Below are 20,034 nucleotides of genomic sequence, written 5' to 3' on the forward strand. Positions count from 1 at the left end.
ACATATTCTATAATTTGGTATTTAGCAAGAGATTACAACGCAAAAGAAAAACCGCCTAAACATTACATTAAAAGTTTAGACGGCTTTTGCTGGTATCCCCGGCCAGAATCGAACTGGCAATGACGCTTTAGGAGATGGACCCAGTGCATATATTCCCTATCAACGGAGATAAAGAAAATGCAGTTATATCAAGGCATTTCTCCACATTCACTGTAAACCTCGTACAAGCAAAATCAAGCAAAAACAAAGGATTTTAGCCCCCTATTGTTTGCACTCTGTTTGCAAAGGCGCGAATTTTAGCGTTAGCCAAAAGTTCAATTCCCGTCGGGACTTAATTATATTTATGGTCTCGTGGACATAGTCTACCATACATAGAGGCTCATTACAAGAGGTATTGAGCCAGTAAAAGTGCCTGTTTTATCTTTCCCAGGAAAGGTAGAGCAGGCACTTTTTTCATATCTAAACTTAGAAAGAAATGAGGTGAAATCATGAATACACAGATTATTGCCATAGCCAACCAAAAAGGTGGTGTCGGCAAAACAACCACTTGTGCCAATCTTGGAATTGGTCTGGCTCAGTCTGGGAAGAAAGTCCTTCTGATTGACGGAGACCCACAGGGAAGCCTGACCATCAGCTTGGGCAATCCCCAACCTGACAAGCTGCCCTTTACACTGTCAGACGCTATGGGCCGTATTTTGATGGATGAACCAATTCGTCCCGGCGAGGGTATCCTGCACCACCCTGAGGGCGTAGACCTGATGCCTGCGGACATCCAGCTATCTGGTATGGAGGTATCTCTGGTAAACGCTATGAGCCGAGAAACCATTCTGCGACAATATCTGGACACGCTGAAGGGGCAATACTCTCATATCCTTATTGATTGCCAGCCCTCCCTGGGTATGCTTACGGTCAATGCACTGGCTGCCGCTAATAGGGTTATAATCCCCGTCCAGGCAGAGTATCTTCCCGCTAAAGGTTTGGAGCAGCTTTTGCAAACTATCAATAAGGTTCGCAGACAAATCAATCCCAAGCTGCAAATTGATGGGATTCTGCTGACGATGGTAGACAGCCGAACCAATTTTGCCAAAGAAATCTCCGCTCTCCTGCGCGAAACCTATGGCAGTAAGATCAAGGTGTTTACATCAGAAATTCCTCATTCTGTCAGGGCTAAAGAAATCAGTGCTGAAGGAAAAAGCATTTATGCCCATGATCCTAATGGCAAAGTGGCTGAGGGCTACAAAAATCTGACGAAGGAGGTATTGAAACTTGAAAAGCAGCGCGAAAAAAATAGAGCTGGCCTCAGTAGATGACCTGTTTTCTACTGAAGAAAGTCGGCAAGACGAGCAACTGGAAAAAATTCAGGAAATTCCCCTATCTGAACTGCATCCGTTCAAGGATCACCCCTTCAAGGTCAAGGATGATGATGCAATGATAGAAACCGCAGACAGTATCAAAAAGTATGGAGTTTTGGTTCCTGCGATTGCCAGATCACTGCCTGATGGCGGTTATGAGCTGGTAGCCGGTCACAGACGCCGCAGAGCCAGCGAATTGGCCGGAAAAGAAACCATGCCTGTCATTGTGCGCGACTTGGATGACGATGCTGCCACAATTATTATGGTTGACAGCAATTTGCAGCGAGAAAATCTGCTCCCCAGTGAAAGGGCCTTTGCCTACAAAATGAAGCTGGAAGCCATTAAACATCAAGGAGCAAGAACAGACCTGACTTCTGTTCAAGTTGAACAGAAGTTGAGCGCCAGAGACCAGGTGGCAAAAGAAGCCGGTGAACGAAGCGGTATCCAGGTAATGCGATATGTTCGTTTGACTGAGCTGATTCCAGAGCTTTTGGATATGGTGGATGAAAAGAAAATCGCATTTAATCCAGCCTACGAACTCTCTTTTTTGAAACCGGACGAACAGCAAATGCTGGTGGAAACAATGGACTATGAGCAGGCTACCCCTTCTCTCTCTCAGGCTCAGCGAATGAAAAAGTTCAGCCAGGATGGGAAATTGTCAGAAGATGTGATGCTTGCCATCATGTCAGAGGAAAAAAAGAGTGATCTGGATAAAGTGACCTTGAGCAGCGATACCTTGCGAAAGTATTTCCCCAAAAGCTATACACCGGCCAAAATGCAGGAAACCATTATTAAACTGCTGGAACAATGGCAGAAAAAACGCCAACGAGATCAGGAACGATGAAGGGAGAGCCTATGAAAGATATTGCAGCAAGGGAGCTGAAAGGCCACAACATTCTTGCAGTGGAGCGATTTTGGGACAGCACTTGCTGGATGATTGAGTTTACTGTCTTGCGCCCTACTGCTTATGGAGAACCCGGTGACGAAATGAGGCTTTTTCTCACAGAGGACGGGTATCAGTCAGCTCTGCAAAGCCAGCAGCGTCGAGAAATCAAAATTAAGAGATATGCTCATGTTATTGAGGGGCATATCATCGACTTCAAGCCTAAAAAACACCGTCGTTCATAACCGATACAACGAAAGGAAAGGAATGAATATGTGTACTGTAAGAGAAATCCGAGAAGCTATTCAAGAAGATTGCCGCTCACAGCGTGATATGGAATCCACCGAGATTGACCGTGTTTTTCAAACCTTACCATTTTCTCAGGAAAGGGATCTGTTTGATAAACCACCAATGCCAAAACGCCCCTACCGACGCAAGAAAAAAGATACAGACAGACCCTAACCGCTGCCACAATTCTCTTATGAATTGCGGCTTTTTTCATACCTGAGAAATGAAAGGAGTGAAGTAAATGGCTGTTTTTCGTGTAGAACGCACTGGCGATTACACGGTTATGAGCAATTTCCATCTAAAGGATAAACGGCTTTCTTTGAAGGCAAAGGGTCTCTTGTCGCAGATGTTATCTCTGCCAGATGACTGGGATTATACGCTGTCAGGACTCAGCTATATCAATCGAGAAAGCAAAGATGCAATCCGCTCTGCTGTCAATGAGCTTGAAACAGCCGGATACATTCGGCGCAGACAGACAACTGATGCTTCTGGTAAATTCGCAGCCAATGAGTATACCATTTTTGAGCGTCCCATCGAGGGAGAACCGATGTTGGATAAGCCGTCGTCGGAAAACCCGATAACGGTAAACCCGTCAGCGGTAAATCCGTTACCGGAAAATCCAACACAATTAAATACTAAGAAATCAAATACCCAAAAACAAAATACTCATGGATCAAATACCGATTCCATTCCCTTCCGGGAAACAGCGGCGGCAATACCGCCGGAACGGAAAGGAAGGGATGCGATGTCTGTCACAGAGATAGAAAATTATCGGGAATTGATTTTGGAGAATATCGAGTATGACTGTCTGAAGCAGCGTTATCCTCTCTACCTGGATGACCTGAATGAGATTGTAGAGCTGTTGGTAGAAACGGTCTGTGCCAAACGAAAGACCACCCGGATCTCTGGCGCGGACTTTCCTCACGAGATTGTACGCTCCCGCTTTTTGAAGCTGGACAGCTCTCACATCGAGTTTGTCATGGACTGTCTGCAAAAGAACACCACCCAGGTACGCAACATCAAGCAGTACCTGCTTGCAGTGCTGTTCAACGCTCCTACCACCATGAATAACCACTACACTTCACTGGTAAATCACGATATGCACGCAGGCGGCTGGTAATCAGCCGCTTTTGTATTACACCAAAGGAGGCACAGCATGAATCAGATTGAAATTTTCAATAGTCCAGAGTTTGGAAGCATTCGAATAGTCGAGGAAAATGGGAAATACCTGTTCTGCGGCGCTGATGTTGCAAAATCGCTGGGATACAAAGATACAGTAAACGCCCTAAAGACACATTGCAGAGAAGATGGGGTGGCGTTTTACCACCTCACCGATAATTTGGGGCGTGAACAGAAAGCTAAATTCATCAGTGAAGGAAATCTGTATCGTTTGATTGTCCACAGTAAATTGCCATCAGCAGAACGATTTGAGCAATGGGTCTTTGACGAGGTTCTTCCTACCATTCGCAAGCATGGGGCCTATCTCACAAAAGAAAAGCTATGGGAAGTAGCTACTTCACCGGAGGCGCTGCTCAAGCTCTGCTCGGATCTTCTGGCTGAGCGAGAGGAGAATGTATCTCTGCGCATAGCAAACGCACAGCTGGAGGGTAAAGCCGCTTTCTATGACCTGTTCATTGATTTGGAGCATAGCACCAATCTCAGAACTACTGCCAAAGAGCTTGATGTACCGGAACGCCGCTTTGTCCGATTTCTTCTGGAAAAGCGTTTTGTGTACCGCACTGCGTCCGGCAATGTACTGCCCTATGTAAAGCCAGCCAATGAAGGGCTGTTTTGTGTAAAGGACTACTGCAATCACGGACATACCGGTTCTTATACGCTGATAACACCGCAAGGCAAGCTGTATTTTGCCGAACTGCGAGACAGTATCCTGATGGTGATATGATAAATCACTATTTTCTCCGGCGGCTGGTGGTCCCGCCTTAGAAAGAAGTGCACCACCCCTGCACATTTTGTGGAAAGGAGGCGATGAAAATGCAGGAAGAAGTGGAAAACAGGACTTTAACGCTGGTTGTCAGCGGAACAAAGTTCACCGGTCGGCTGCTCAAAGCCGCCATCAGCAAGTACATGGCCCACTGCAAGGAAAAGAAGCTGCAAAAGAAAAGAAGCCGTGATGCTCCTGTGACACCCCACGGAAAACAGACCGTCAAGCAGCTCATTGGTCAGAATCAGGGGATCTCCAATATCGAGATCACAGACCCTTCCATCAAGGAATTTGAGAAGATCGCCCGGAAATATGGTGTGGATTATGCGGTGAAGAAAGACCGCAGCAGCTCCCCACCCAAGTACCTGATCTTTTTCAAAGGCCGTGACGCCGATGCGCTGACCGCTGCATTTACCGAGTACACCAGCAAAAAGGTCAAGAAGGCCGAGAAAACGGAACGCCCGTCTGTGCTGGCAAAACTCAGTCAGTTCAAAGAGATGGTCAAAAATGCCGTGGTGGACCGCACCAAGCGAAAGGAGCTGGAACGATGAAAAAGCAGTTTGACACCAAAAAGCTCGTTTTGCTGAACCTGCCCTATCTCCTGATGGGGCTGTTTGCTACCAACTTCGGGGAGGCATGGCGATTGGCTCAGGGGGCAAATGCTTCAGAGAAATTCCTTTCTCTGTTTGCTGTCCTGCCTGGGGCGCTGCAAAGCTTCTGGCCCAGCCTGCACCCGTTGGATCTGCTGGTGGGGCTGTGCTGCGGTGCTGGCCTGCGTCTGGCGGTGTACCTCAAAAGTAAAAACGCCAAGAAGTACCGTCACGGTATGGAGTATGGCTCTGCCCGTTGGGGGACCCGTGAGGATATTGCTCCCTACATCGACCCGGTGTTCCAGAACAATGTCATTCTCACAAAAACCGAAAGCCTGACCATGAACAGCCGACCCAAGGACCCAAAGACCGCCAGAAACAAAAATGTGCTGGTGATCGGCGGCTCCGGTTCCGGTAAGACCCGCTTCTGGCTCAAACCGAGTGCGCCCGTAAGGGCGGTATAAATCCTACCTTGAGCAAGTAGTAGGTAAAAGTATCAAGCGGCATTGTGCCGCAACCTATCATTCCCCGTCTTACCCCAAAAGGGAAACCGGAGGGCGACCATAGCATGACGGAGGACACGGGGCGCTGAAGCCTCAGAAGCGCCGGCGTGACGGAATGAAAATCCACGTATGAGGATGGAAGCTAGACTGCTTGAATGACAGCCTGAAATCGGGACCAAGAGCGTACCCCTGACGTAGAGAGGTTGTACTCGTCAGTGTTCCTGACAGTCGCATTGTTTGGCTATGCGGCTGCTGATACTCGGAGCAGGTTCAGCCACGGGAAAGTGGAAAAAGGCGAACGTCACATACCGACAACGTGGAACGCTTGTTTATACCGTACTAAACGGGGATTGCCTAAAGTGAAATGCCGAAAGGCTATGAAAACGCTGAAATGCGGGGTTCTGAATATTCACCATGGCAACAGAGTTCCCATAGTAGTCTGCGGACGGGAAAGCCGTCTACATGGCAAAGGGGAACAGTGAATCATTTTCAAAACAGAAAGGATGGTGTGTGAGACACTATGAGAAATCCGATTCATGTCTTGAAAAGCCTTGAAGAAAAGGCAAGTGTAAGTAACAACAAATATGAAAGATTATATCGCAACCTATACAATCCAGAGTTCTATCTCCTTGCATATGCGAACATTGCGAAATCGCAGGGGAGCATGACGCAGGGGGTAGACGGGCAGACGCTGGACAACATGAGCCTGCCGAGAATTAACCGGATTATTGAATCCATACGCAACAGGACATATCAGCCAAAGCCTGCAAAAAGAAAGTACATTCCTAAAAAGAACGGGAAACTTCGCCCGTTGGGAATCACTTCTACTGATGATAAGTTAGTGCAGGAAGTGGTCAGAATGATTCTTGAAGCAATCTATGAGCCGACATTCAGCAACAATTCACACGGTTTCAGACCAAAAAGAAGCTGTCACACGGCACTTACGCAAGTGAAGAAAAACTTCACAGGTGTTACATGGATTGTCGAGGGAGACATTAAGGCGTGCTTTGATAACTTCGACCATCATGTGTTGGTTGAATTACTGCGGAAAAGGATTTCAGACGAGGCTTTTATCGGTCTAATCTGGAAGTTCCTGAAAGCCGGATATATGGAACAATGGCAGTACAACTGCACCTACTCCGGTGTTCCGCAGGGCAGCGGTATCAGTCCGATATGTGCAAACATCTACCTCAGCGAACTGGACAACTATATGCAGGAATACAAAGAAAAGTATGATTGCGAGCCAGAACGCAGAAGGACGACCAGAGAATACGAGCGGGCGTCCCGGAGATACAGAAAGGCACGTAAAGCGTTAATGGGCGCAGAAAAATCAACTCCTGAACTGGTAAAAGAATTTAAGGATTCCAGAAGGAAGAAGATGGATCAGCACTATTACAATCCGTTTGAGGAGGGCTTCAAGAAAATCCAGTACAACCGTTACGCCGATGATTTTGTAATTGGCGTTATCGGCTCCAAAAAGGACGCAGAAAAAATCAAGGAAGATGTAAAAATCTTTCTCCAAGAAAAACTGCATTTGGAAATGTCCGAGGAAAAGACGAAAGTCACCCATTCCAGTAAGCCGGTACGCTATCTGGGGTACGATTTCAAAGTAATCCATTCCAAGAACATGAAGCGTTGTAAAAACGGCGACATGAAACGGGTGTGGTATGGAAAAGTATTCCTGTATATGCCGAAAGAAAAATGGATTAAAAAAGCGATGGAACGGGGAGCGATACAGGTGAAACGCAACAATGACACAGGCAAAGAAATGTGGCGGCCTATGCCAAGGAAAGACCTGATGAACCGCAGCGATGCAGAGATTGTGTCTACTTTCAATTCCGAAATTCGAGGGTTATATAACTTCTATCGGATAGCAGAAAACGTAGGCGCATTGCACAAGTATTACTACATGGTGCGGTACAGCATGTTAAAAACTCTGGCAGGAAAGCACAGAACGAATGTCAGTGTTATTAAGAAGCGGCACATGGTAAACGGAGTACTGAGAATCCCATACGATACAACTAAGGGACGTAAATACTGCGAATTTTACCATGATGGATTCAGAAAGCACAGCGACGGCTATGACAATGTGGCAGACGTTATGCCGAGTTATAGGAAATATGACAGCAGGCACACGATAGTAAACCGCATAAAGGCCGGAGTATGCGAGATTTGCGGGGAACATGCAGACTATTTATGTATGCACCACGTAAGAACGCTGAAATCGCTGAAAGGCAGGGATATATTTGAGCAGAAAATGCTGAAAATGAGAAGAAAATCTCTGGCTCTCTGCCCTGACTGCTTTGAACTCTTACACGAAACCAAAGAATCAAGGTGATTCATGGAAAGCCGGATACGCTGAGAGGTGTACGTCCGGTTTGGGAGGCGGCTCCCTGAAACCTACTGATGAAAGTCAGCAAGGCGCAGGGTGCCTACCTCATATTTGATGCAGATGCACAGTTCTTATGTGGTCACAGACCCGAAGGGAACCATTTTGGTGGAGTGCGGGAAAATGCTCCAAAGGGGCGCACCCAAACTGGGAAAGGACGGAAAGCCCATGAAGGATAAGCACGGCAAGGTCATTTATGAGCCATACCGCATCAAGGTCCTAAATACCATCAACTTCCGAAAATCAATGCACTATAACCCTTTCGCCTATATCCATAGCGAAAAGGACATCTTGAAGCTGGTCACAACGCTGATCGCCAATACCAAAGGCGAAGGCAAGGCCGGAGACGATTTTTGGGTAAAAGCAGAAACGCTGTTGTACTGCGCGCTTATTGGCTATATCCACTATGAGGCTCCGGTGGAGGAGCAGAACTTCTCCACCCTCATTGAGTTCATCAACGCCATGGAAGTCCGGGAGGATGACGAGGAGTTCAAAAACCCCGTAGACCTGATGTTTGACGCATTGGAAGCCGAGAAGCCAAACCACTTTGCGGTGCGCCAGTATAAGAAATATAAGCTGGCCGCTGGAAAAACAGCCAAGTCGATCCTGATTTCCTGTGGTGCGCGCCTTGCGGTATTCGACATTGCAGAGCTGCGTGAGGTCACGGCCTATGATGAGCTGGAGCTGGACACTCTGGGAGACCGGAAAACTGCCCTGTTCCTCATCATGAGTGATACTGACGATAGCTTCAACTTCCTTATTTCCATGTGCTATACCCAACTTTTCAACCTGCTCTGCGAAAAAGCCGACGATGTGTATGGCGGCAGGCTCCCAGTCCATGTGCGCTGTCTCATTGATGAAGCCGCCAATATCGGGCAGATTCCTCGTCTGGAAAAACTGGTGGCCACTATCCGAAGCCGTGAGATCTCCGCCTGTCTGGTGTTGCAGGCGCAGAGTCAGCTCAAGGCGCTCTATAAGGATAATGCGGATACCATCATCGGCAACATGGATACTTCCATCTTCCTGGGCGGTAAGGAGCCAACCACCCTCAAGGAGCTGGCTGCCGTGCTGGGCAAGGAAACCATCGACACCTACAACACCGGAGAGAGCCGTGGCCGGGAAACCTCCCACTCTCTCAACTATCAAAAATTGGGGAAAGAGCTGATGAGCCAGGATGAGCTTGCGACGATGGACGGAAACAAGTGCATCCTCCAGCTGCGTGGCGTGCGTCCTTTCCTTTCGGATAAGTACGACATTACCAAGCACCCCAATTTCAAGTACACTGCCGACGCCGATGACAAGAACGCTTTTGACATTGAAGCATTCCTGTCCGCAAGGCTGAAACTCAAGCCCAATGAGGTCTGCGATGTATATGAAGTAGACACAAAGGGCGCTTAACTTCGTTCCGCTTTTGAAAGGAGTGATCTTATCTATTCGCCGCACCTGCCCTCTACGGGCCATTGGCGTACAAAGCGGACAATCGCAAGAAAAATAATGAAAAAGGAGGACAGCCGGAATCATGCCCCCAGAAACCGGGCGGCAGATTGTTCCGGCTTTTGTATGCCTATGAAACATGACAAACCTATTTTTTAATCAGATTCCGGCTAACAAACTATATGGCATTTTTTGAACAGGCAATCACCGTTCTTCAGACCCTCGTTATCGCGCTCGGTGCCGGTCTCGGTATCTGGGGCGTTATCAACCTGCTGGAAGGTTACGGCAACGACAACCCTGGTGCAAAATCACAGGGCATGAAGCAGCTCATGGCCGGCGCTGGTGTAGCCGTAGTCGGCATGGTCCTTGTACCTCTGCTCTCAGGGCTTTTCTCTGTCTAAGCGTCCCCGCATGAAATCCTTGCCGCTCCCGCAGTTTTGCGGGGGCGGCGGAAAGGAGGTTGACACCGTATGGATTTCTTACTTGAAGCCCTGACAAATTGGCTGAAAGAAATGCTGGTGGGCGGTATTATGAGCAACCTTTCGGGGATGTTTGACAGCGTAAACCAACAGGTCGCGGATATATCCGTACAGGTAGGCCAGACCCCACAGGGATGGAATGGCAGTATTTTCAGTATGATTGAGAATCTGTCCAACTCCATCATGGTGCCGATTGCAGGCGTGATCCTGGCTATCGTGATGACCGTAGACCTGATCCAGATGATCGCAGACAAGAACAACCTGCATGATGTGGACACCTGGATGATTTTCAAGTGGGTGTTCAAATCAGCCGCTGCCATCCTCATTGTCACAAACACATGGAATATCGTGATGGGCGTCTTTGATATGGCGCAGAGCGTGGTGGCACAGGCGGCAGGGATCATCGGTTCGGATGCGTCCATTGACATTTCCTCAGTTATGACCGATTTGGAACCGAGGCTGATGGAAATGGATCTGGGGCCGCTGTTCGGGCTGTGGTTCCAATCCCTCTTTATCGGCATTACCATGTGGGCGCTGTATATCTGTATCTTTATCGTCATTTATGGCCGTATGATCGAGATTTACCTTGTGACTTCGGTGGCTCCCGTTCCAATGGCTGCCATGATGGGCAAGGAATGGGGCGGTATGGGACAGAACTACCTCCGCTCCCTGCTGGCGCTGGGCTTTCAGGCGTTTCTCATCATCGTCTGCGTGGCAATTTATGCTGTGCTGGTGCAGAACATCGCTTTGGAAGATGACATCATCATGGCGATCTGGAGCTGCGTGGGCTACACCGTACTGCTGTGCTTTACGCTGTTCAAAACCGGCAGCCTCGCAAAATCAGTCTTTCAGGCGCATTAAAAGGAGGGTTCTGTATGAAAAAATATCAAATCATTTATGCAGATCCGCCATGGAGCTACAAAGTATATTCCAAGAAAGGATTGGGACGCAGTGCAGAAAGTCACTATCCGACTATGCGTATTGAGGATATTTGTGCGCTGCCGGTAGGTGACCTGGCAGATAAAGATTGTGCTTTGTTCTTATGGGTCACGATTCCATGTTTACTGGAAGGACTTTCTGTTCTGAGAGCATGGGGATTTACCTATAAGACAATCGGATTTGTCTGGGTAAAGCAGAATAAAAAGTCTGATAGTCTATTTTGGGGTATGGGATATTGGACGCGCTCCAATGTGGAGCTTTGTATCCTCGCAACGAAAGGGCATCCCAAGCGAGTGAACGCAGCTGTTCATCAGGTTATTGTCTCTCACATTGAAGAACATTCAAAAAAACCGCAGGAAGCCAGAGAACGCATTGTCTCATTGATGGGTGATCTCCCGCGCATAGAACTGTTTGCTCGTCAATCCACACCCGGTTGGGATGTGTGGGGAAATGAAGTGGACAGCTCTATTTCATTCCCATAAAGGAGGTGGATAATATGGCTTATGTACCCGTACCCAAAGATTTAACCAAAGTCAAAACCAAGGTCATGTTCAATCTGACCCGAAGGCAGCTGGTCTGCTTTACCGCCGGGGCGCTTGTAGGCGTACCGCTGTTCTTTTTGCTCCGTGAGCCTGCGGGAAACAGCATGGCCGCCATGTGTATGATGCTGGTCATGATGCCCTTCTTCCTGCTGGCAATGTATGAAAAGCATGGGCAGGGCCTGGAAAAGATCGTCGGCAACATTCTCAAAGTAGCTGTGATCCGTCCCAAGCAGCGTCCCTACCAGACCAATAACTTTTATGCCGTATTAAAGCGGCAGGAAATGCTCGATAAGGAGGTGTATGACATTGTTCACCGCAATGAAAAGCTGGCTGCGCCGTCTGCTGGGAAAACCGGAAGAAAAGACCGTGCAGCCGGTAAAGACAAAGAAAAAGCTGTCCCGCGCCGATAAGAAGCAGATCGAAGCGGCCATTGCCCGCGCCAACCGCACGGACAAAAAAGGAAAATCGGCACAGGACAGTATCCCCTATGAACGGATGTGGCCGGACGGGATCTGCCGCGTATCAGACAGCCACTACACAAAGACCATTCAGTTTCAGGACATCAACTATCAGCTCTCCCAAAATGAAGATAAGACTGCGATCTTTGAGGGCTGGTGTGATTTCCTCAATTATTTCGACAGCTCGATTCACTTCCAGCTGTCTTTTTTGAACCTTGCGGCATCGGAGGAGACCTTTGCCAACTCCATTTCCATCCCGCCCCAGAGGGATGCCTTTGACAGTATCCGCGAGGAATACACCACGATGCTGCAAAATCAGCTGGCCAGAGGCAACAACGGTCTCATCAAAACCAAATACCTGACCTTTGGTATCGACGCTGACAGCATCAAAGCCGCCAAGCCCCGTCTGGAGCGTATTGAGACCGATATACTCAACAACTTCAAGCGTCTTGGTGTAGCTGCCAGAACACTGGACGGTAAGGAAAGGCTTTCCCAGCTTCATGCGGTATTCCACATGGACGAACAGCTCCCATTTCAGTTTGAATGGGACTGGCTGGCTCCTTCCGGTCTGTCCACGAAAGATTTTATTGCACCAAGCTCCTTTGAGTTCCGCACCGGCAAGCAGTTCCGTATGGGCAAGAAATACGGGGCTGTTTCTTTTTTGCAGATTCTCGCACCGGAGCTGAATGACCGTCTGCTGGCTGATTTTCTGGATATGGAAAGCTCGCTCATTGTGAGTATGCACATTCAGTCGGTGGATCAGGTGAAAGCCATCAAAACGGTAAAGCGCAAGATTACCGACCTGGACCGCAGTAAGATCGAGGAACAGAAAAAAGCAGTCCGCGCAGGATACGACATGGACATCAGTGCGACTCGTTCCTGAACAAAGCCTTCGTGGTTGAAGGACAAAATCAGGCATTAACAAAAGAACGAAAATTTCAAATGTTAGGAGAACTAACAATCCGAGAGGTGGAATGATGGGGTAACGCCCTGAAACGCCCCCTTAATACTCCGACTGGCATTTCAACAGAAATGTGACTTGTCAGAAGCTCGGTGAAGTCGGCTGAGAGTAGCCGTATGGATTGCTGGATAAATACCAGCCTCACGAAAGCTGTCCAGAGGTGGACGGTGCTACCTATAGGCCGGAGGTCTACAAAATACCCAAGGTCAGAATGTTTGAAATATGACTGACGAAAACCGCGAATGTAAGGGTCTATACCATGACGGCATAGAAATGTGCCGGTAGCGTTAATCGCTAATCAGTGTGGTGGAGTAAAAATTGATGTTATGAAACACCATAGCACGTTACAGGCGTGTTCAAGCTGACAGGCTTAAAGCGGAGACCTAAAGGTATATGTAAAGATAGGATTGTTGGAACGAGGAAAGGCAGTAGGCTTCCACCATTAGGAAGTAAGCAGACGAATCATATAAGCTGCTGTACTACTGCTGAAAAGCAGAGGTCGAACCGATGATGTTTTCTGCGAAAAAGAGGAAAACGGAGGAATGGCCTCAAGTCAGTCAAACAGACAACTTAGCACTTAGTCGCAATTAGGATTGCGAGTATGACAAAAAGAAGTCACTCGCCGTAAAGGAGAGTGATGCCTGATGCCAAATGAGAAGAAACCAAAAACAAAATACGTGGAGTATCTCCGCCATGCTGAATACTACGATATGCAGAGTACCTTTGATGAGCTGTATGCCAGAAGTCAAGCCGGAGAAATCTTTGACGGCCTGATGGATGTGATACTTTCGAGAGAAAATATCCTATTGGCCTATCGGAACATCAAATCCAATACCGGGAGTTTTACACCGGGGACGGATAAGCTGAAAATTTCTGATATTGGTAAACTTACCGCTGACGAAGTAACAGCGAGGGTACGTAGAATCGTAAAGGGAGGTAAAAACGGCTACACCCCAAGAAGCGTGAGACGCAAAGAAATCCCTAAGCCAAACGGGAGTACCAGACCTCTGGGAATCCCTTGTATATGGGATAGATTGGTACAGCAATGTATCAAGCAAGTCATGGAGCCTATCTGCGAAGCCAGATTTAGCAATAACAGCTATGGATTCCGTCCGAATCGGTCGGTTGAAAATGCGATAGCGGCAATCTACAGGCTTATGCAGAGGTCAGGACTTTACTATGTTGTGGAGTTTGATATTAAGGGCTTCTTTGACAATGTAGACCATTCAAAGCTGATAAAACAGTTATGGTCACTTAATATTCGGGATAAAGAATTGCTCTATGTAATCCGCAGGATTCTCAAAGCACCAATCCTCATGCCGGATGGCCATATAGAACACCCAGCAAAGGGAACGCCGCAGGGCGGCATTATTTCACCACTGCTGGCAAATGTGGTTCTGAATGAACTTGACCATTGGATAGAAAGCCAGTGGCAGTGCAACCCGGTAACGGAAAACTACTCCTACAGGGAAAATGCGACGGGCTGTCCGATACAAAGCCATGCGTATCGGGCAATGCGGAATACAAGGTTGAAAGAAATGTATATCGTCAGATATGCGGATGATTTTCGGATTCTTTGCAGGACGAAAGAACAGGCAGACCGGACGCTGATTGCGGTAACGCATTGGCTGAAAGAACGCTTACGTCTTGATGTTTCGCCAGAGAAAACGAGAGTTGTTGACACCAGACGGAGCTATTCTGAATTTCTCGGATTCAAAATCAGACTGCACAAAAAGGGGAAAAAGTATGTCGTTCAATCGCACATGTGCGATAAAGCCTATAGAAAGGTCAAGGCCAACCTGACAAAGCAGGTCGGGAACATCAAATTTCCAAGAAAAGACCGTGGAGAGGCCGGAGAAGTACGGCTGTTTAACTCAATGGTTATGGGAATCCAGAATTATTATCAGTTAGCCACAGACATCAGCATTGATTGCGGTGATATTGGCAGAACTGTTAATATAGTCCTTAAAAACAGGCTGAAATCAGGAAAAACGCACCGACTAAAAGAAGAAGGTCGAGACCTTACAAAAATGGAGCTCCAAAGATATGGGAAATCGGAACAGCTAAGATATATAGCACAATCCAAAGAACCGATTTATCCGATAAGCTATGTTCAATGCACAAATCCAATGAATTTGCGGCGAAAAGTATGCGCCTACACAGCGACAGGCAGAAGTGCAATCCATGACGATTTACGGATAAACACTTCCTTACTGTTACAGCTTATGAGAGCGCCTACATACCGCCGTAGTGCAGAATATGCGGACAACCGTATTTCACTATTCTCCGCTCAATGGGGGAAATGTGCAATAACGGGAAAGGAATTTCAGTGTGTTTCAGAAATCCACTGTCACCATAAAACACCAAAGGGTAATGGTGGCAGTGACAAGTATGAAAATCTGGTATTGGTGCTTGCACCAGTACACGAACTGATACACGCAGTCAATGAGGATACTATTTGTTCTTATCTCTCCGCTCTTAAATTGGACGCTTCACAACTTATGAAGCTAAACAGACTGCGAATTCTGGCAAATCGGAAACCTATTGATTTGGAGAACCTAAATCTTACGAATAATTCTCATAATGGTATGACTAAGGAGACTAAGAAAACTGTTTGATTGATGGAACGCCGGATGCGGTGAAAGTCGCATGTCCGGTGTGAAGCGGGGGAAAAGCTGGAGATAACTTCAAAGGCTTACCTATCGCTATTTCCCTCTGACCTTGCCACCTACGGCAGTGAAGCGAAAAAGCTGTTGCAGGATTTGCAGAGCCGAAACGAGAGAATGTTCCTTGTCTCCTTTTTGGTGCTAAACACAGCGGACAATCCCCGTCAGCTTGGCAACAACATCTTTCAGGCAGGCTCTATTGCCCAGAAGTATAACTGTCAGCTGACCAGAATGGACTTTCAGCAGGAAGAAGGGCTGATGAGCTGTCTGCCCCTGGGACTCAATCAGATTGAGATCCAGCGAGGGTTGACCACCAGTTCTACGGCTATCTTTGTACCGTTCACCACACAGGAATTATTCCAGAACGGCAAAGAAGCCCTGTACTACGGCATCAACGCCCTGTCCAACAACCTCATCATGGTGGACAGAAAGCTGCTGAAAAACCCCAACGGCTTGATACTTGGGACACCTGGAAGTGGCAAGTCCTTTAGCGCAAAACGAGAAATCGCCAACTGCTTTTTGCTTACCAGTGATGATGTTATCATCTGTGACCCGGAAGCGGAGTACGCACCTCTTGTTGAGCGTCTGCATGGGCAGGTCATCAAGATCTCGCCTACCTCAACAAACTACATCAATCCGATGGACCTGAACCTGGACTACTCGGATGATGAAAGCCCGCTGTCCCTCAAGTCTGACTTTATTCTCAGCTTGTGTGAGCTGATCGTGGGCGGTAAGGACGGATTGCAGCCGGTGCAGAAAACCATCATCGACCGCTGTGTGCGTCTGGTCTATCAGACCTATCTCAACGACCCGCGCCCGGAGAATATGCCGATTCTGGAGGACCTATATAACCTGCTCCGCTCACAGGAGGAAAAGGAAGCCCAGTATATCGCCACGGCCCTTGAAATCTATGTAACCGGCTCCCTCAATGTGTTCAACCACCAGAGCAATGTGGACATCAATAACCGCATTGTCTGCTATGACATCAAGGAACTGGGTAAGCAGCTCAAGAAAATCGGTATGTTGGTGGTCCAGGATCAGGTGTGGAACCGCGTTACCATCAACCGTGCCGCTCACAAGTCCACCCGTTACTACATCGACGAGATGCACCTACTTTTGAAGGAGGAGCAGACCGCCGCTTATACGGTGGAAATCTGGAAGCGATTCAGAAAATGGGGCGGTATTCCGACAGGTATCACCCAGAATGTCAAAGACCTGCTTTCCAGCCGTGAGGTGGAGAACATCTTTGAAAACTCCGACTTCGTGTATATGCTCAACCAGGCAGGCGGAGACCGACAGATCCTTGCCAAGCAGCTGGGCATTTCCACGCACCAGCTTAGCTATGTGACCCACTCCGGTGAGGGCGAGGGCCTGCTGTTCTATGGCTCCACGATCCTGCCCTTCGTTGACCACTTCCCGAAAAACACCGAGCTTTACCGCATTATGACCACCAAACCCCAGGAACTGAAAAAGGAGGATGAATAACTATGAAACAGAATATTTGCGAACTTGATACCATGATTTTTTTCCGCGAGGCATTGGAGGCTCACGAATTCATGTTGCTTCCGGTAATGGCCTCCGCTGTTGTTGAGTGTCGTACCGCTGACAAAGAACTCAAAACCTTGAATGAGGATGGCGAAATTGGTCTTGCCCGTCTCTTTTCGATCTGGGCAAATATGATGTGTGCCCCTGGTGCAGCAACCATTGTAGGGTGCAGACCTATCACAATGCTCTCTGAGATTCTGGCGCAAGTCCATGCGTATCTCACCGTGCATCCGCTATATGATCCGGAAGGTTTGGCCCTCTATGTGGAGCTGCACCACATGATGGATGCTATCCTAATGGGTGATTGGTTTGAATAAGGAGCCGCGCCTGCGCTTTACCGATGAGGAACGGTCTGACCCAGCGATGGAAAAGCCGATCCGTAAAGCGGAGAAAGCTGCGGCCAGAGCAGATAAGGCGCAGGCCAATATTCCAAAGAAAAAGGTCAGGCAGACGGTCATTGACCCGGATACCGGAAAAAAGACCTCGAAGCTGACCTTTGAGGACAAGAAAAAGCCACCCTCCAAAGTTTCTCAGGGAGTGAAGGAAGCACCCGTCCAGCTGATCGCGGGCAAGCTCCACAAAGAGATCCGGGAAACAGAGCAGGACAATGTGGGCGTGGAAAGCGCCCACAAGTCCGAGGAGGCGGTGGAGACCGGCGCTTATCTGGTGCGGGAGGGCTATCGCAGCCACAAGTTGAAGCCCTGCCGCAAGGCAGCCCAGGCCGAGCAGAAGCTGGAGAAGGCCAATGTGAATGCCCTGTATCAAAAGTCCCTACGGGAAAATCCTCAGTTTACCAGCAACCCTCTCTCCCGCTGGCAGCAAAAACAGAGTATCAAAAAGCAGTATGCCGCCGCCAAGCGCGCCGGTCAGACTGCCGGAAATACCGCCCAGGCTGCGTCCAAAACAGGAAAGGCCGCAAGGACGGTAAAAGAAAAGGCACAACAGGCAGGGTCATTCGTCATGCGCCACAAGAAAGGTTTTCTGGTTGCCGGTGTGCTGTTCCTCCTCATCTGTATGCTGATGAATACCATGTCCTCCTGCTCTATGATGGCACAGAGTATTGGTTCTGTAATTTCCGGCACCACCTATCCATCGGATGACCCGGAAATGCTGGCGGTGGAGGCAGATTATGCAGACAGAGAAGCCCAGTTGCAGGAGAAAATCGACAACATCGAAAGCAGCCACTCAGGATATGACGAGTATCGGTATAACCTGGATATGATTGGTCATGACCCCCATGAGCTTGCGGCCTTTCTCTCTGCTGTCTTGCAGGGCTATACACGCCACAGCGCACAGGCAGAGCTGGATCGTGTGTTTGATGCACAGTATCAGCTTACGCTGAGAGAAGAAATTCAGATTCGCACTTACACTGACGAAGATGGGGATGAGCATGAATATGAATATCGTATTCTCCATGTAACTTTAACAAGCCGTTCCATTGCCTCTCTTGCGCCAGAACTACTGACTCCGGAGCAGATGGAGATGTACCAGGTCTACCGACAGACTATGGGCAATAAGCCGCTGTTGTTTGGTGGCGGTTCTCCCGATACAGGTGTTTCTGAAGATTTGACTGGTGTTGAATTTATCAACGGCACCCGCCCCGGCAATCCGCAGTTGGTGGAACTGGCGAAAAGTCAGGTGGGTAATGTGGGAGGACAACCTTATTGGAGCTGGTACGGCTTCAACTCCCGCGTGGAATGGTGTGCCTGCTTTGTATCATGGTGCTATGGTCAATCCGGTCGAACGGAACCACGCTTTGCTGGTTGCCAGTCTCAGGGTGTTCCGTGGTTCCAGTCTCATGGACAGTGGGGCGCACGAGGATATGAAAACATCGCTCCCGGTGATGCCATTTTCTTCGATTGGGATCTGGATGGTTCCGCAGACCATGTGGGAATTGTTGTCGGCACCGATGGCAGCCGTGTTTATACCGTGGAGGGAAATTCCGGCGATGCCTGCAAGATCAAAAGTTATGACCTGAATTATCAGAGTATCAAGGGCTACGGCCTGATGAACTGGTAACAGAGATTTTTTAGAAGGAGTGATAGACGATGGCAAAGAATAAAATTGAACGCATTGACCAGGAGATTACTCAGGTCCGCGAGAAGATCGCAGAGTATCAGGAAAAGCTCAAGGCGCTGGAGGTACAGAAAACCGAGGCAGAAAATCTGGAGATCGTCCAGATGGTGCGCGCCCTGCGTATGACCCCGGCTCAGCTGAGCGCCATGCTGTCCGGAGGCACAGTTCCCGGCAGTTTGGCTGATGACAACAACGAACAGGAGGAAAACAGCTATGAGGAATAAACGATTGCTCCGAACACTTTCCGCCCTTTGCCTGACGCTGGTTCTGGCATCGGGCTTTACCGTTCCCGCTTTTGCCCAGGGCGCAGCGCCGCCCCCGTCAGAGGATACCACCAATGACAGCAATGTGGTGGTGGAAGAACCCGAAAAAGCACCTCCGCTGACCCCGGATGGCAACGCCGCTCTGGTGGATGATTTTGGTGGCAACAAGCAGCTCATTACCGTTACCACCAAGGCGGGCAACTATTTTTATATCCTGATTGACAGGGCCAACGAGGATAAAAAGACCGCTGTTCACTTTCTGAACCAGGTGGATGAAGCAGACCTGATGGCGCTGATGGAAGATGGAAATGCCAAAGAGGAGCCGCCTGCTGTGTGCAGCTGCACGAAGAAATGTGAAGCAGGGGCAGTCAATACGGCCTGTCCGGTCTGCGTAACTGATAAGAGTAAATGTACGGGAAAAGCACCGGAACCTCCGGCAGAAACACCGGAGCCGGAAAAAGAAAAGCCTGCTGGACTGAACCCGGCTGCTCTGATCCTTCTGCTGGCTCTGCTTGGTGGCGGTGGCGTATTTGCCTACTTGAAGCTCGTTAAGAATAAGCCTAAGACCAAGGGCAATGACAGTCTGGACGATTATGATTATGGCGAGGAAGATTCTGAGGAATGGGAAACCGAGGATGAGGAAGTCCTTGAGGATGGTTTTGAGGGTTCTGACCCTATTGAGGAAAGCGATAGAGCAGATTGAACCATTTGAGCGTAGTGTATT

General features: G+C 48.6%; 18 protein-coding genes and 3 pseudogenes. All 21 read left to right on the plus strand.

The window, feature by feature from the left end; translation table 11 throughout:
- The first annotated feature begins 488 nt into the window (after window positions 1-488).
- The 21 genes and pseudogenes from BN6539_RS04155 (at window position 489) to BN6539_RS04250 (ending at window position 20,013) form a co-directional block, all read left to right on the plus strand.
- A complete protein-coding gene (locus BN6539_RS04155; protein WP_002569249.1) occupies window positions 489-1,310 on the plus strand; it encodes a ParA family protein in 822 nt (273 codons plus the stop codon).
- Complete coding sequence (locus tag BN6539_RS04160) at window positions 1,267-2,196, plus strand: ParB/RepB/Spo0J family partition protein (protein ID WP_002569248.1); 930 nt, start codon at window positions 1,267-1,269, stop codon at window positions 2,194-2,196. Before BN6539_RS04155 ends, BN6539_RS04160 begins: the two co-directional genes overlap by 44 nt.
- Before the next feature lie 11 nt (window positions 2,197-2,207).
- The gene (locus BN6539_RS04165; protein WP_002569247.1) at window positions 2,208-2,480 is read left to right on the plus strand and encodes a DUF5720 family protein; all 273 of its coding nucleotides are present in this window, start codon (window positions 2,208-2,210) and stop codon (window positions 2,478-2,480) included.
- 22 nt (window positions 2,481-2,502) lie between these two features.
- On the plus strand, window positions 2,503-2,697 hold the full coding sequence (locus BN6539_RS21760; RefSeq protein WP_008818008.1) for a hypothetical protein: 195 nt from the start codon (window positions 2,503-2,505) through the stop codon (window positions 2,695-2,697).
- A gap of 67 nt (window positions 2,698-2,764) precedes the next feature.
- Window positions 2,765-3,643 (plus strand): DUF6017 domain-containing protein, encoded by an 879-nt coding sequence (locus tag BN6539_RS04170; protein ID WP_002569246.1) that lies wholly within the window; start codon window positions 2,765-2,767, stop codon window positions 3,641-3,643.
- 36 nt (window positions 3,644-3,679) lie between these two features.
- A complete protein-coding gene (locus tag BN6539_RS04175; RefSeq protein ID WP_067534325.1) occupies window positions 3,680-4,426 on the plus strand; it encodes a BRO family protein in 747 nt (248 codons plus the stop codon).
- 89 nt (window positions 4,427-4,515) lie between these two features.
- Complete coding sequence (locus BN6539_RS04180; RefSeq protein WP_002569244.1) at window positions 4,516-5,016, plus strand: PcfB family protein; 501 nt, start codon at window positions 4,516-4,518, stop codon at window positions 5,014-5,016.
- Window positions 5,013-5,498 (plus strand): annotated as a pseudogene (locus tag BN6539_RS04185) (VirD4-like conjugal transfer protein, CD1115 family); the annotation flags it as partial. The gene BN6539_RS04180 and the pseudogene BN6539_RS04185, both read left to right, overlap by 4 nt.
- Before the next feature lie 580 nt (window positions 5,499-6,078).
- Window positions 6,079-7,896, plus strand: a complete 1,818-nt coding sequence (locus BN6539_RS04190; RefSeq protein WP_025491731.1) for a reverse transcriptase domain-containing protein — start codon at window positions 6,079-6,081, stop codon at window positions 7,894-7,896.
- A gap of 105 nt (window positions 7,897-8,001) precedes the next feature.
- Window positions 8,002-9,345, plus strand: a pseudogene (locus BN6539_RS04195) (VirD4-like conjugal transfer protein, CD1115 family); the annotation flags it as partial.
- Between the two features lie 218 nt (window positions 9,346-9,563).
- Window positions 9,564-9,782 carry a Maff2 family mobile element protein gene (locus BN6539_RS04200; protein ID WP_003525154.1) on the plus strand — a complete coding sequence of 73 codons (219 nt, stop codon included), beginning with the start codon at window positions 9,564-9,566 and terminating at the stop codon, window positions 9,780-9,782.
- Window positions 9,783-9,851: 69 nt separating this feature from the next.
- On the plus strand, window positions 9,852-10,721 hold the full coding sequence (locus BN6539_RS04205; protein ID WP_002592890.1) for a VirB6/TrbL-like conjugal transfer protein, CD1112 family: 870 nt from the start codon (window positions 9,852-9,854) through the stop codon (window positions 10,719-10,721).
- Between the two features lie 14 nt (window positions 10,722-10,735).
- Complete coding sequence (locus BN6539_RS04210) at window positions 10,736-11,281, plus strand: MT-A70 family methyltransferase (RefSeq protein WP_002569216.1); 546 nt, start codon at window positions 10,736-10,738, stop codon at window positions 11,279-11,281.
- Window positions 11,282-11,295: 14 nt separating this feature from the next.
- Window positions 11,296-11,751, plus strand: coding sequence for a PrgI family protein (locus BN6539_RS04215; RefSeq protein ID WP_002569215.1), 456 nt, complete (start codon window positions 11,296-11,298; stop codon window positions 11,749-11,751).
- The gene (locus tag BN6539_RS04220; protein WP_456318611.1) at window positions 11,648-12,682 is read left to right on the plus strand and encodes a VirB4-like conjugal transfer ATPase, CD1110 family; all 1,035 of its coding nucleotides are present in this window, start codon (window positions 11,648-11,650) and stop codon (window positions 12,680-12,682) included. The genes BN6539_RS04215 and BN6539_RS04220 overlap by 104 nt, the downstream gene beginning before the upstream one ends.
- A 722-nt stretch (window positions 12,683-13,404) precedes the next feature.
- On the plus strand, window positions 13,405-15,378 hold the full coding sequence (ltrA, locus tag BN6539_RS04225; protein ID WP_002569213.1) for a group II intron reverse transcriptase/maturase: 1,974 nt from the start codon (window positions 13,405-13,407) through the stop codon (window positions 15,376-15,378).
- Window positions 15,379-15,432: 54 nt separating this feature from the next.
- Window positions 15,433-16,911: pseudogene (locus tag BN6539_RS04230) on the plus strand (VirB4-like conjugal transfer ATPase, CD1110 family); the annotation flags it as partial.
- 2 nt (window positions 16,912-16,913) lie between these two features.
- Entirely contained in the window at window positions 16,914-17,288 is a 375-nt protein-coding gene (locus BN6539_RS04235) for a DUF3851 family protein (RefSeq protein ID WP_002569211.1), read from the plus strand.
- Entirely contained in the window at window positions 17,281-18,990 is a 1,710-nt protein-coding gene (locus BN6539_RS04240; RefSeq protein ID WP_029466988.1) for a C40 family peptidase, read from the plus strand. The genes BN6539_RS04235 and BN6539_RS04240 overlap by 8 nt, the downstream gene beginning before the upstream one ends.
- 29 nt (window positions 18,991-19,019) lie before the next feature.
- Window positions 19,020-19,271: a DUF4315 family protein gene (locus BN6539_RS04245; RefSeq protein ID WP_002569209.1), complete on the plus strand. Its 252-nt coding sequence runs from the start codon at window positions 19,020-19,022 to the stop codon at window positions 19,269-19,271.
- Window positions 19,261-20,013, plus strand: a complete 753-nt coding sequence (locus tag BN6539_RS04250; RefSeq protein ID WP_002569208.1) for a DUF4366 domain-containing protein — start codon at window positions 19,261-19,263, stop codon at window positions 20,011-20,013. The genes BN6539_RS04245 and BN6539_RS04250 overlap by 11 nt, the downstream gene beginning before the upstream one ends.
- Window positions 20,014-20,034: the final 21 nt, after the last annotated feature.

This window comes from Emergencia timonensis (assembly GCF_900086585.1).
Taxonomy (GTDB): Bacteria; Bacillota; Clostridia; order Peptostreptococcales; family Anaerovoracaceae; genus Senimuribacter; species Senimuribacter timonensis.